This window comes from Planomonospora algeriensis, assembly GCF_977012225.1.
This window is the reverse complement of sequence record NZ_CDRNDK010000180.1, coordinates 1-11,809: the sequence shown is the minus strand read 5'-3', so window position 1 is coordinate 11,809 and position 11,809 is coordinate 1. Positions and strand designations below refer to the sequence as shown.

Annotated in this window: 13 protein-coding genes; 7 read left to right on the top strand and 6 right to left on the bottom strand. The window is 71.9% G+C overall.

The genetic code is table 11. The annotated features are described in order from the left end of the window. Positions 1 to 168 precede the first annotated feature (168 nt). A complete protein-coding gene (locus ACWJ6R_RS19205) occupies positions 169 to 957 on the bottom strand; it encodes a glycoside hydrolase family 16 protein (protein WP_449063544.1) in 789 nt (262 codons plus the stop codon). Between the two features lie 503 nt (positions 958 to 1,460). On the opposite strand from ACWJ6R_RS19205, the gene ACWJ6R_RS19200 reads away from it, so the two are divergent. From ACWJ6R_RS19200 to ACWJ6R_RS19190, 3 genes are all read left to right on the top strand, one after another. After that, on the top strand, positions 1,461 to 2,714 hold the full coding sequence (locus ACWJ6R_RS19200; RefSeq protein WP_449063543.1) for a beta-1,3-glucanase family protein: 1,254 nt from the start codon (positions 1,461 to 1,463) through the stop codon (positions 2,712 to 2,714). A 228-nt stretch (positions 2,715 to 2,942) separates the two neighbouring features. After that, positions 2,943 to 3,293 (top strand): hypothetical protein, encoded by a 351-nt coding sequence (locus ACWJ6R_RS19195; RefSeq protein ID WP_449063542.1) that lies wholly within the window; start codon positions 2,943 to 2,945, stop codon positions 3,291 to 3,293. A 75-nt stretch (positions 3,294 to 3,368) separates the two neighbouring features. After that, the gene (locus ACWJ6R_RS19190; protein WP_449063541.1) at positions 3,369 to 4,130 is read left to right on the top strand and encodes an SDR family oxidoreductase; all 762 of its coding nucleotides are present in this window, start codon (positions 3,369 to 3,371) and stop codon (positions 4,128 to 4,130) included. 104 nt (positions 4,131 to 4,234) lie between these two features. On the opposite strand, the gene ACWJ6R_RS19185 is transcribed toward ACWJ6R_RS19190, so the two are convergent. The 4 genes from ACWJ6R_RS19185 to ACWJ6R_RS19170 all read right to left on the bottom strand — a co-directional run bounded on the left by ACWJ6R_RS19185 (position 4,235) and on the right by ACWJ6R_RS19170 (position 7,033). Next, positions 4,235 to 5,383 (bottom strand): FG-GAP repeat domain-containing protein, encoded by a 1,149-nt coding sequence (locus tag ACWJ6R_RS19185; RefSeq protein WP_449063540.1) that lies wholly within the window; start codon positions 5,381 to 5,383, stop codon positions 4,235 to 4,237. After that, entirely contained in the window at positions 5,380 to 5,577 is a 198-nt protein-coding gene (locus ACWJ6R_RS19180) for a hypothetical protein (RefSeq protein WP_449063539.1), read from the bottom strand. The genes ACWJ6R_RS19185 and ACWJ6R_RS19180 overlap by 4 nt, the downstream gene beginning before the upstream one ends. A gap of 192 nt (positions 5,578 to 5,769) precedes the next feature. Then, entirely contained in the window at positions 5,770 to 6,312 is a 543-nt protein-coding gene (locus tag ACWJ6R_RS19175) for an RNA 2'-phosphotransferase (protein WP_449063545.1), read from the bottom strand. Positions 6,313 to 6,421: 109 nt separating this feature from the next. After that, complete coding sequence (locus tag ACWJ6R_RS19170) at positions 6,422 to 7,033, bottom strand: TetR/AcrR family transcriptional regulator (protein ID WP_449063538.1); 612 nt, start codon at positions 7,031 to 7,033, stop codon at positions 6,422 to 6,424. 92 nt (positions 7,034 to 7,125) lie between these two features. Between ACWJ6R_RS19170 and ACWJ6R_RS19165 the strand changes: the two genes are divergently transcribed. After that, positions 7,126 to 7,863 carry an SDR family NAD(P)-dependent oxidoreductase gene (locus ACWJ6R_RS19165; protein WP_449063537.1) on the top strand — a complete coding sequence of 246 codons (738 nt, stop codon included), beginning with the start codon at positions 7,126 to 7,128 and terminating at the stop codon, positions 7,861 to 7,863. A 106-nt stretch (positions 7,864 to 7,969) separates the two neighbouring features. Here ACWJ6R_RS19165 and ACWJ6R_RS19160 read toward each other — a convergent pair whose 3' ends face one another. Continuing rightward, positions 7,970 to 8,341: a hypothetical protein gene (locus ACWJ6R_RS19160; protein ID WP_449063536.1), complete on the bottom strand. Its 372-nt coding sequence runs from the start codon at positions 8,339 to 8,341 to the stop codon at positions 7,970 to 7,972. 655 nt (positions 8,342 to 8,996) lie between these two features. Here ACWJ6R_RS19160 and ACWJ6R_RS19155 point away from each other — a divergent pair. From ACWJ6R_RS19155 to fepB, 3 genes are all read left to right on the top strand, one after another. Continuing rightward, positions 8,997 to 9,686 (top strand): TetR/AcrR family transcriptional regulator, encoded by a 690-nt coding sequence (locus tag ACWJ6R_RS19155; protein ID WP_449063535.1) that lies wholly within the window; start codon positions 8,997 to 8,999, stop codon positions 9,684 to 9,686. Beyond that, complete coding sequence (locus tag ACWJ6R_RS19150; protein ID WP_449063534.1) at positions 9,683 to 10,369, top strand: DNA alkylation repair protein; 687 nt, start codon at positions 9,683 to 9,685, stop codon at positions 10,367 to 10,369. The genes ACWJ6R_RS19155 and ACWJ6R_RS19150 overlap by 4 nt, the downstream gene beginning before the upstream one ends. Positions 10,370 to 10,533: 164 nt before the next feature. Continuing rightward, the gene (fepB, locus tag ACWJ6R_RS19145; protein ID WP_449063533.1) at positions 10,534 to 11,559 is read left to right on the top strand and encodes a Fe2+-enterobactin ABC transporter substrate-binding protein; all 1,026 of its coding nucleotides are present in this window, start codon (positions 10,534 to 10,536) and stop codon (positions 11,557 to 11,559) included. Positions 11,560 to 11,809: the final 250 nt, after the last annotated feature.

The window sequence follows — 11,809 nt, the reverse complement described above, 5'->3', positions numbered from 1 at the left end:
GCCCCCGGCCCCGTCCGCGCCGTCCGGGCGGGGCGCCGGGGCCCGGTGAACCGCCGGGCGCCCGGCGCGGGTCCGCTCAGCCGTTCATCCGCACGTAGTCCACGGTCAGGGTGCTGTCGAGGTTCGCGGCGGGCCGGCCGGCCTGCGAGCCGACCGCGACGTTGAGGATCAGCCTGGCGGCCGACCTGGCCGGCACCCGGTAGGGGAAGGAGCGCACGAACCGGCCGTCGACGTAGAACCGGGCCGGCCGGACGGACCCGTGGTCCAGGTGGCCTTGTAGACGTGCCACCGGGTGGCGTCGACGTCGTACGCGCCGCCGCCGCTGAAGCGGTCGGTGTGGACGTGGTACTCCGGCTTCCACCTCGAGCCGTTGAGGCCGTTCTCCATCAGGTCGAGTTCGCCGTAGTGCCGCTGCCTGCGCAGGGGGTCGGCGTGCAGCCAGATCGCCGGCCACGCGCCGCGCTGCCAGCCGGAGACCTTCGCCCTCACCTGCACGCTCCCGCCCCCGCTCGCGGCCCTGGAGACGAGGCGCGCCGAGGTGTACTTGCGCCGCACGCCGTGGTCACCGGTGTAAGTCTCGCGCCGAGCGTTGATCACGAGGTGCCCGTCGCCGTCGAGCCGCGCGTTGCGCCCGCCGGAGGTGTAGCACTGCCGCTCGGCCCGGTACCCCCACAGGCAGCCGGTCAGCTGCTCCCATCTGGACGGGTCCGGCGGGCTTCCCTCGGAACCGGAGAACCCGTCCTCGAAGCCGCGGGCCGCGGACGGCCTGGAGAAGCGGACCGCGGAGAACCTGGAGTCACCGCCCCCGGACGGCCCGGAGTCGCGGACCGCGGAGAACCCGGAGTCACCGCCCCCGGCGGGCCGGGCCCGCGCGGTCGCGACCGCGCCCTCCCCGAGCACGGCCGCCGTGTTCACGAGCACGACCGCGACGGCCGCGACCCTGTTTCCGATCCCCATCGGCCGCGCCCCTCCCCCGAGAGCACCGCCCTGCCCGGGAGCGCCTCCGGGCGGATCCCGGCCCTTGCCGGCTTCCCGCTCCGCGGCGCCCGTTCCGGACGGTGAGATCACACGAAGATCGATCACTCTGCGTGTTGACGCCATGACGATAACGTGCGGAGGCGGCCCCGGCGAGGAGCCGCGACGGAACTCTGCCGTCGATTATTACGTTCCATTTTGCCGGAATCAGTCAGACCGTTACCTTCTATTGACATACACCGCTCGGTACATGATTCTGAGAGCGCTCTCTGGACGGCCCCAAAGGCCCGATTCAGACGATCATTTGCTCCGAGAACGCTCTCTGAGCAGTGTCGTGACGGCCTGCCGCGCACGTGGTGCCGGCGGGCGACGCCGCCGCGCGTGCGGCGGCCGCGTGTCCGCCGGAACGGGCGCCGTTCCCGCCGGACACCACGGCCACGGAGCCGTCCAGCCATATCCCGCAGGGGATGAACGAGGAGTCGCCTATGCGTACCGGAAGAAGAACCCTCCGCAGGACCGCCGCGGTCGCGATGAGCCTGCCCGCGTTCCTCGCCGTGGCACCCGTCTGCGCGTCGACGGCCGCCGCGCAGACGGCGGGGACGGCGGGGACGGCGGCCGCCGCGAAGACGCGGACCGCGCCGCCGAGCCTGCTCCCGCTGACCGTCACGAACGACTCCGGACGGGCCGAGCAGACCTACGTCTACGTGCTGGGCACGAACCTCAGAACGGGCAGGCTCGGCTACGTGAACGCGAGCGGCGCGTTCACCCCGTGGCCCGCCGGCGCGAATCCGCCCAGTCCCGCCCCGGACGTCGCGATCCCCGGCCCGGCCGGAGGCGCCACCAAGTCGATCAAGCTCCCGCTCGACCTGTCCGGCCGGGTCTACGTCTCCTTCGGGACGAAGCTCAAGTTCTTCCTGACGCCCGACGGCCTGGTCCAGCCCGCGCCGTGGGCGGCGGGCGACCCCAACCGCGACATCCTGTTCGACTGGACCGAGTTCACCTACAACGGCAGCGGCCTGTGGCTCAACACCTCGATGGTGGACATGTTCAGCGTCCCGCAGGCGGTCGAGGTGACCGCCGGCGACGGCACCCGCAGGCGCACCGGCGACCTGGTCCCCAACGGCCGCGAGCGCATCCTCGACGCGGTGAAGAACCAGCCCGGCGACTGGGCCAAGCTGATCCACCGGCGTGCCGACGGCACGCGGCTGCGGGTCGTCTCCCCGCACAAGGGCATCGACACCGGCGTGTTCAGTCCCACGTACATGGACGGCTACATCCGTCAGGCCTGGGAGACGTACCGGAACACCACGCTGACCGTCGTGCCGTTCGCCCACGAGCCCGCCAAGAGGTTCTTCGGCCGGACGGACGCCTCCGGCGTGCTGAACTTCACCGACACCGCGGGCAACCGGGTCGCCTCCTTCGCCCGGCCCTCGACCAAGGACGTCTTCGGCTGCGACGGCAGGCTCCAGGCGCCCAACGACCCCGTCGTCGGGCCGATCGCGCGCACGCTCTGCGCCGGCCTCCACCGCTCCACCCTGGGCTACGTGCACACCCAGCCCACCACGGACGCGAGCCAGTTCTACAAGCGGACCGTCACCGACCACTACTCCCGCAAGCTGCACGCCCACACCGTGGACGGCAAGGCGTACGGCTTCGCCTTCGACGACGTCGGCAACTTCGAGTCCCTGGTCCACGACGGCTCGCCCCGCTCCGCCGGGATCACGCTCACGCCGTTCTAGCCGCGGCCGCCGCACGCGCTTCGGAAGCGGCCACCGCACGTCCGGCGGGCAGGGGAAGAGAAGGCCCCGCCCGCCGGACTCCGCCTCATTCGCTCTGAGCCGGATGTGGATCCACCGCGACCTGCACGCCGAGGACTTCGACACCTAAATGAATCCCTCCGTCGTCTCAATGATGGACTCAAGGCGACCGAACGTGTTTACCGCCAAGGAAACACGAGCGGCACAGACTTGACCCGACTGCGAGAATTCCTCACAGAACTGGAAGACGACCGGGCAGCCGGCATGTACGCAACCGAGGAGGCCAGAACCCGTTTTCGACGCCAGTACGTCGACACAGCGAAGCGAATCGAAGAGCTGGAGTCACTGCCCGACGAAGAGCCGGGTTGGGTGATCGTCGACACCGGAGAACGCCTCATCGATCGGTGGGCGAAGTGGGACGACGAGCAGCGCGGGGAATGGCTGCGTGACTCGAAGGCCACCGCGACCGTTCGGAGCCCCGAAGTTCGCCGCGCCCGTGTGCCACTCGCTGAGCGTGTGCCGATCCACCTGGAGCGCTCCAAGACGCCGTCGACAGGTTGAACGGTGTTGTGTGAACCGAAGGAACCGACCAGTCGGTATGGACGTGGCGGCGGCCGTACGGCATGCTTACCGAACATGAGTCTGTTCTCGGTGCAGGGCAAGAAAGTGGTGGTCACCGGCGGTTCCCGGGGAATCGGCCGGATGATCGCGGAAGGTTTCGCGGCGGCGGGCGCCACGGTCTACATCTCCTCCCGCAAGGCCGCCGAGGTGGAGAAGACCGCGGCCGAGATCGGGTGCGTCGCCGTACCGGCGGACCTGTCCACCCCCGACGGCGTCGCCGCGCTCGTGGAGGCGGTCTCCGCCCGCGAGGAGCGGCTGGACGTGCTGGTCAACAACGCCGGCGCCACCTGGGGCGCACCGCTGGAGGACTATCCCGGGCACGCCTTCGACAAGCTCTGGGGGGTCAACGTCAAGGGCGTGTTCTACCTGACCCAGCGCTTCCTGCCGCTGCTGCGCGCCGCGGCCTCCGCCGAGGACCCGGCCAGGGTGATCAACATCGGCTCGGTCGACGGCATCCGGGTGCCCGCGCTGGAGACCTACGCCTACTCCACGACCAAGGCGGCCGTGCACATGCTCACCCGCCACCTGGCCCACCGGCTCGTACGCGACTCGATCACGGTCAACGCGATCGCGCCCGGCCCCTTCGAGTCCAAGATGATGGCCTTCGCCCTCGACGACCCCGACATGCGCCAGGCGATCGCCTCCAGCGTGCCGATGGGCCGGATCGGCGCCCCCGAGGACGTGGCCGGGACCGCGATCTACCTCTCCTCCCGGGCCGGCGCCTACCTCACCGGCGTCGTGATCCCCGTCGACGGCGGCATGACCATCCACGGCTGAGAGGCGCCCCCGGCCACCGGGGACGGATCAGGCCGGAGCCGTGGCGCGCGGCCACGGCTCCGGCGCGGACACCGCCCCCGCGGCGTCCTGATCACCGTTCGGGCTCACCCGACGTTGCCGCGGCGCGCCTTCTTCAGCTTCTTCAGCTTCTTCATGGCCTTCACCTTGGCCTTGGCCTTGGCGGCCTTGGCCTTCGCCTTCGCCTTGGCCTTCGTCTTGGCCGCGGGCGTGACGGTGGGCTTCGGCTTGGGCTTGACCACGGGAGCCGCGGCGCTCGCACAGCCGGTCAGCATCACCGACACGCCGCTGGTCGAGTTCGGCAGCACCACGTCGGTCCTGCCGTCGCGGTTGAAGTCCGCGGCGTCCATCCAGCCCGTCATGCTGCTGCCGGTGAGACGCGCGGGGGCTCGGAAGGTGCCGTCGCCTTTGCCCAGCAGCACCAGGACGCCGGAGGAGTCGACCGTGGTCAGATCGGCGTGGCCGTCGCGGTTGAAGTCGCCGTTGACGAGCCAGCCCGCCACCGTGCCCGCGGCGAAGGCGACGGGCGCGCCGAAGGTGCCGTCACCCCTGCCCAGCAGCACCGTCCCTCCGCCCGTGATGCCGATGGAGGCGATGTCGCTCTCGCCGTCGGAGTTGTAGTCACCGCTGGTGACCACCCAGGAGCTGGAGCCCGCGCCGTAGGAGACGGGCGCGCCGAAGGTGCCGTCGCCGCCGCCGAGCATGACCCGGACGGCCTGGCCTCCGCCCACGCCGTTGGAGCCGAGCGCCAGATCGGCGTGGCCGTCGCCGTCGAAGTCGCTCACCGCGGCGTAGCCGGCGGATCCCGTGATCCCGAGGTCGACGGGCGCGTCGAAGGTGCCGTCGCCGTTGCCGATCATGATCACGGCGTCGGCGATGCCGCTGCCGCTGGTCACCAGCACATCGAGATGGCCGTCCTCGTCGAAGTCCTCCGGGACGGTGTGGATGGGGTGGTTGACGGCGGGGCTGGTGACGGGCGCGTCGAAGGTGCCGTCGCCGTTGCCGGGAAGGACGGTGACGGTGTTCGTACCGAAATCGGCCGCCAGCAGGTCGGCGTGGCCGTCGTCGTCGAAGTCGCCCACGGAGACGCGGCCGGGGGAAGCCACTCCGGAGGCGGCGGCGAGTGCGGGGTGGAACGTCCCGTTGCCCTTGCCGAGCAGCACTTCGACGGTGCCGGCGCCACCGGCCGCGACGATGTCGGCCCGGCCGTCGGCGTTGAGGTCGGCCGTGGTCACGGTGTGCGTGGGGCCCGCCGTCGGGTACCGGACGGCCGGGGAGAGCGTGATCGCCGAGCAGGCCGCGGGGCCGCGGCGGAGGCGGGGGCCGCGGCGGCGACCAGCGCGCCCGAGGTGAGCGCCGCCGCGGCGAGCAGGGCGGTCATGCGACGGCGGGCGGGCATGCCGAACGACGGTGAGGCGGACGTGGTCAAGGGAAGCTCCTCCATGAGCCGTGAATGCCTGGCGCGCGCGGTCCTTCCTGGACACGATGAGCGCGGCAGGCGCTGACGTCCTCTTCCATCGTCGGAGAACGGAGGCGTATGAGGCCTTTTCCGGGACCCGTCCTGTGCCGCCGGTCACAGACGGCGTCCGCCGGCCGGAACGCCGGGTCCTGCCGCCCCGGATCAGCCCGGCAGGCGGATGAAGGACGGCGGGACGTGGCCGGTCAGCCAGACGCCGTTGGCGCTGAGGCGGAACTCGTGCCCGGCCGCGTGCATCGCCGCCGCGTCGACGGCCAGCACGACCGGACTGCCCCGGCGCGCCCCGACCCGGGTGGCGGTCTCCCGGTCGGGCGAGAGGTGGACGTGGTGGCGGCTCATCGGGCGCAGCCCCTCGTCACGGATCGCGGCGAGGTTGCGGGCGACCGTGCCGTGGTAGAGGAAGGCGGGCGGCTCGGCCGGCGGGAGGTCGAGGTCCACCGGGACCGAGTGGCCCTGGCTGGCCCGGATCCGGCCGCCGTCGATCGCGTAGCGCCGCTTGTCGTTGTCGGCCACGACCTGCTCCAGCTCCGCCCGGGAGATCGGGAACCCGTGTGCCGCCGCGGCGGTCAGCAGCACGTCGACCTCCACCCAGCCGTGCGCGTCCAGCTCGATCCCGATCCGCTCGGGCTGGTGCCGCAGGTGCTTGGCCAGGTACTTGGAGACCTTCACCAGCCGCCGCTCGTCCATCCCGGCCTCCTCGGAGTCCCCGTCCACCGGTGCCGTCCGCGTCTCCGCCGCGTCGACGTCCATGCCGGGTCACGCTACCGCTCCCGGCCGGCGGAGCCCACCGCGATGGTCAGGTCTCCGGCGCGAGCGAGCGCAGGTAGCCGCCCGCGGCGGTGAGGGCGGCGCGCAGCCGTTGCGGGTCGCGGGTCGTCTTGGCCAGCAGCAGGCCGCCCTGGATCGTGGCGAGGGTGGAGTGGGCCAGCGTCGCGGTGTCGGCGTCCGGCCGGATCAGGCCGCGGTCGCGCAGCCGGTCGAGCACGGTGCGCAGTTGCCCGGCCCAGGTGTCGAACGAGCGGGCGAGGTCCTGGCGGGCCGGCTCGTCCGTGTCGGCGAGTTCGGCGGCGAGTGATCCGATCGGGCAGCCGACGCGGCAGTCCAGCGCCCGCTGGTAGGCGACGAGGGTGTCGAACCAGGCGTCGAGGGCCGTCCAGGAGTCGATCCCGGCCAGTTGCCCGGCCATGCCGTCCACGATCGCCGCGGTCTGCCAGGCGATGACCGCGCGGACCAGCGCCTGTTTGTCGGTGAAGTAGTGGTACAGCTGGCTCTTGCTGGCCTGGGCCTCGGCCAGGACCTGGTCGAGGCTGGTGGCCTCGACCCCCTGGCGCTCGACGAGCCCCGCGGCGGCGGCCACGATGCGCTCCCTGGTGCGCCGTCCGCGCTCGGTCTTGGGTTCCTGCGGCACGTTCCGACCCTACCACCGTATTGGACTATTCGGTCCAGTTGTGTTTAGTCTGGACCGGTCAGTCCAATCAGCTTCCGGAACGAGGCCCCCTCATGCAACTCACCGGCTCCCGCGCCCTCGTCACCGGCGCGACCTCCGGCATCGGCCGCGCCATCGCCGAGGCGTTCGGCCGCGAAGGCGCCCACGTGCTCGTCGCCGGGCGCGACGCGGCCCGGGCCGCCGAGGTCGTCGCCGGCATCACCGCGGCCGGCGGATCCGCCGCACCGGTCATCGCCGACCTCGGCGCGCCCGGCGGAGTCGGCGAGCTCGTCGAGGCGGCCAAGGCGCACGGCCCGGTCGACGTGCTCGTCAACAACGCCGGCGTCTACCCGATGGGCGGCACCGCGCAGACCGGCGAGGACGTGTTCGAGGCCACCATGAACCTCAACGTGCGGGCCCCCTTCTTCCTGACCGCGGCGCTCGCCCCGCTCATGGCGGCGCAGGGCCGCGGCCGGATCATCAACATCAGTTCGATCGCGGCCCACCTCGGCACGGTCGGCATGGCGCTGTACGGCGCGTCGAAGGCCGCGCTCGAACTGCTGACCAAATCGTGGGCGGCCGAGTTCGGCCCGTCGGGCGTCAACGTCAACGCGATCGCCCCCGGCCCGACCCGCACCCCCGGCACCGCGCCGATGGGCGCCGGGCTCGACGAGTTCACCAGCGGATTCCCCGCCGGGCGGCCGGGCACGCCGGAGGAGATCGCCGGCGCCGCCGTCTACCTCGCCGGTCCGGGAGCGGCGTTCGTGCACGGCGCCACCATCGTCGTCGACGGCGGCCGGATGGCCATCTGACCGGAGCCGCGCCGCCCGCGGCGGGCGCGACCGTCGGGCGGCTCGGGGTGGGGGGCCGCGTCCGCCGGCGCGCGGCGACCGATCCGGACGTCCCGGAGAGGAGAAGTCACACCGAGAGGTGCTCCAGCACCGCCCGGGCCAGGTCGGCGGCGCCGTCCGGGGCGTAGCGCAGGAAGAGGTACGGCTCGGCGAGCTCCACCTCGATGAGGGCCGGGTCCCCGCCGGGGAGCCGGACCAGGTCCACCCGGGCGTAGAGCACTCCGGGGGATCCGGCCGCCTCCGCCAGCACCCGCTCGGCGAGGGCGAGCTGGTCGAGCTCGGGGGTGCGCGGCTCGGCGCGGGCGTTGTCGGCGTCCGGCGCGGCGGATCCCCCGGCCAGCATCGGGTTGCGCCGTACGGCGTGGCTGAACCGGCCACCGAAGTAGAGCAGGGAGGTCTCCCCCTCGGCCTCGACCATGTCCAGGTAGGGCTGGACCATCGCGGTCCGGCCCTCGGCCGCCAGCCCGGCCGCGTGGGCCGCCGCCTTGTCCCTGTCGGTGGTCCTGATCGTGTCGCGGGCGCCGCCGAGATCGCGGGCTTGACCACGTACTCGCCGAGGACGGGCAGGTCCGGGCTCTCGCCCGGCGCGACCCAGGAGGTGGGGATGATCGGCACCGTCAGGTCCCGCAGGTAGGTCTTGTCGGTGTTGCGCTCCAGCACCGCCGCCGGGTTGGCCAGCCGGGTCACCGCCTCGACCCGCCGCGCCCAGGCCAGGAACTCCGCACGCCGGTCCACGTAGTCCCAGGCCGAGCGGACCACCACCAGGTCGAAGGCCGCCCAGTCGGCGGCCAGGTCGTCCCAGCGCACGGCCGTCCCCGAGATCCCCGCCTCCGCCCAGGCGGCGAGGGCGATCTCCTTCTCGTCGTCGAGCCCTTCCGGGTCCGCGTAGGTCACGTACGCCACCGCAGCACTCACGGGAACACCTTCCACGTCAGGATCGAAACAGCAAAGGGACATTACACGGGCGACTTCCTCCACCTTGCTCACAGGGAGGGCCTTTACGAAGTATGTCCGATTCACTGACCCCGCCGGCCGGGGGCCGGACTGGGCTTTCACGCGAACAAGCGATTGCGCAAGGGCTCATAATGGGAGGCGTGAACACGCGAAAGAACTCCGCAGGCGCGGCCACCGCCCCGGTCAAGCGCCAGCGCGCGACGAAGCGCGCGGCCTCGTCCGGTTCCGCCTCGGAGCGCCGTGACCACCTCGTCAGGCTCGCCGCGGACCTCTTCGCACGCAAGGGCTTCCAGGCGACCACCGTCCGCGAGATCGCCGAGGAGGCCGGCATCCTGTCCGGGAGCCTCTACCACCACTTCGACTCCAAGGAGACGATCGTCGACGAGGTGCTCAGCACCTTCCTCGACGACCTCATCGGACGCTACCGGGCCGCCCTGGAGCAGGGCGGCGATCCCCGCTCGATCCTGTCGGAGATGGTGCGGATCGGCTTCAGCACCCTCGAGCCGCACCGCGCGGCGATCACCGTCATGCAGAACGACTGGAACTACCTGCGCTCCCTGCCCGGCGACCGCTTCGACTACCTGGTCAGGGCCGAGGACGAGGTCGAGCGCATGTGGGTCGAGCAGATCAAGCGCGGGCAGGCCGTCGGCCAGTTCCGCCCGGACGTGGACCCCAAGCTCACCTACCGCATGATCCGCGACAGCATCTGGGTCGCCGTCCGATGGTTCCGCCCGGCAGGACGCCTCGACACCGGCGGCATCGCCGAGCACTACGTCACCGTCCTGTTCGACGGCCTGGCCACCGGAGAGCGGACGAGCCAGCGGGGATGAGCGCCGAAGCACTGCAGAAGGCCGTGCGGCTGGCGCTCACCGAGGCCGCCGATCCCGCCAAGGCCCCCGCCATGCAGGCCTACATGAAATCGGCCATGCCGTTCCTCGGGGTGCAGGCCGTGCCGCGCCGTACGGCGCTGCGGAAGGTCTTCGCCGAGCACCCGTTCGAGGCCGCGCCCGAGTGGCGCCGGGCGGCGCTGACCCTGTGGCGGGAGGCGGAGTACCGCGAGGAGCGCTACGCGGCGATCACCCTGACCGGGTCCCCGCCCCGCTGGGGCCGGACCCTGTACACCCTCCCGATCTACGAGGAGATGATCGTCACCGGCGCCTGGTGGGACTTCGTCGACGAGGTGGCCGTCCACCGGATCGGCCCCCTGCTGCGGGAATTCCCCGACACGATGCGCCCGCTGATGCTCGACTGGGCGCACAGCGACGACCTGTGGAAGCGCCGCACGTCGATCATCTGCCAGAACAGGTTCAGAGCCGCCACCGACGCCGGCCTGCTCTACGCCTGCATCGAGCCGAGCCTGTCCGACACCGACTTCTTCGCCCGCAAGGCGATCGGCTGGGCCCTGCGCGAGTACGCCAAGACCGATCCGCGCGAGGTCGTGCGCTACGTCGACCACAAGGGGATCACCGGCCTGAGCCGGCGCGAGGCCCTGAAGAACCTCCCCTCCGCCTGACCTCCCCTCCGCCCGGCCTCCACCACCGGACCCGTCCCGCCGTACGGCCACACCGCCGTACGGCGGGCGCGCCCTCATGGCCGCACACCGGCCCCGCCTGATCAATTTAGGTAAGCCTGCCCTAATATCTCTTAGGCAAGTCTTACCTATTATTCGAGGTGCACATGAGGACTCCGCTCCGCCGCCGCTGGGCCGTGACCGCGGCCGCCGCGATCACGGCCGTCCTGGGCCTGACCGCCTGCAGTTCCGGTTCCGGCGGTTCCACGGCCGCCGAGCCCGCCACGGCCGGAAGCCCGGCCTCGGGCTCGGCCGCGACGCGCAGCGTCACCCACGAGCTCGGGACCACCGAGGTCCCCGTCGCGCCCAAGCGCATCGTCTCGGTGAGCGTCACCCTGACCGGCCACCTGCTCGCGCTGGAGGCCCCGCTGATCGCCTCCCAGGCCACCCCGCCCGGACCGATCACCGATTCCAACGGGTTCTTCTCCCAGTGGGCGGACGTCGCCAAGGAACGCGGCGTCCAGGTCGCCTACCAGGGCTTCGAGGCGGACATCGAGAAGGTCATCGCGGCCGAGCCCGACCTCATCATCGGCTCGGCGTCCGGCGCCGACAGCAGCGCCAAGGTCTACGACCGGCTCAAGGCCGTCGCGCCGACCGTGCTCTTCCGCCACGACGACCTCTCCTGGCAGGAGCTCATGACCGAGCTGGGCGGCGCGCTCGGCCTGGAGGCGAACGCGCAGAAGGTCATCGCCGCCTACGACCAGCGGGTGGCCGAGGTGAAGGGGAAGATCAAGCTCCCCGAGCAGGACATCGTGCTGCTGCGCGACAACAACACCGACATCCCCGTCTTCACCGAGGCCTCCGCCCAGGGCGCGCTGCTGTCCTCGCTCGGCTTCCGGCTGCACACCGTCGACTCCTCCCTGGCATCGGCGGACAACCGCGAGGGCGGCCCGCGCCTGGACATCCTGACCATCTCGCAGGAGAACATCGTCAAGGGCTTCGGGGACAGCTCACTGTTCTTCGTCAGCCACACCGCGGACGAGATCGCCACGACGACGGCCAAGCCGCTCTGGAAGGACCTGCCCGCCGTCGTCGACAAGCGCGTCCACGACCTCGGCCTGGACTCGTTCCGCATCGACTACTACAGCGCGTCCAACATCGTCGACCGCATCGAGCGGCAGTTCGCCGGCTGATACCGGACGAGTCCCCCGGTCCCGCCCCCGGCGACCGCCGGCGGGTCCGCTCGCCGGCGGCCTGATCGCGGTCTCCTCCTGATCCCGCGCGCTCAGGAACGGCCCGCGCGCTCAGGAACGGCCCGCGCGCCACTCCCGGTGGAGCAGCCAGGCCAGGTAGAGGCCGCCGAGCCCGCCGGTCAGCACACCCACCGGCAGCCTGGCCGGCCGTCGGCAGCCGCTGGGCCGCCAGGTCGGCGGCGGCCAGCAG

Bases quoted from the DNA above. Each gene is read 5' to 3' on its own strand.
- ACWJ6R_RS19165 (WP_449063537.1), top strand. From the start codon at position 7,126: ATGCAACTCACCGGCTCCCGCGCCCTCGTCACCGGCGCGACCTCCGGC.
- ACWJ6R_RS19175 (WP_449063545.1), bottom strand. From the start codon at position 6,312: ATGGACGAGCGGCGGCTGGTGAAGGTCTCCAAGTACCTGGCCAAGCAC.
- ACWJ6R_RS19200 (WP_449063543.1), top strand. From the start codon at position 1,461: ATGCGTACCGGAAGAAGAACCCTCCGCAGGACCGCCGCGGTCGCGATG.
- fepB (WP_449063533.1), top strand. From the start codon at position 10,534: ATGAGGACTCCGCTCCGCCGCCGCTGGGCCGTGACCGCGGCCGCCGCG.
- ACWJ6R_RS19160 (WP_449063536.1), bottom strand. From the start codon at position 8,341: ATGGTCCAGCCCTACCTGGACATGGTCGAGGCCGAGGGGGAGACCTCC.
- ACWJ6R_RS19150 (WP_449063534.1), top strand. From the start codon at position 9,683: ATGAGCGCCGAAGCACTGCAGAAGGCCGTGCGGCTGGCGCTCACCGAG.
- ACWJ6R_RS19205 (WP_449063544.1), bottom strand. From the start codon at position 957: ATGGGGATCGGAAACAGGGTCGCGGCCGTCGCGGTCGTGCTCGTGAAC.
- ACWJ6R_RS19190 (WP_449063541.1), top strand. From the start codon at position 3,369: ATGAGTCTGTTCTCGGTGCAGGGCAAGAAAGTGGTGGTCACCGGCGGT.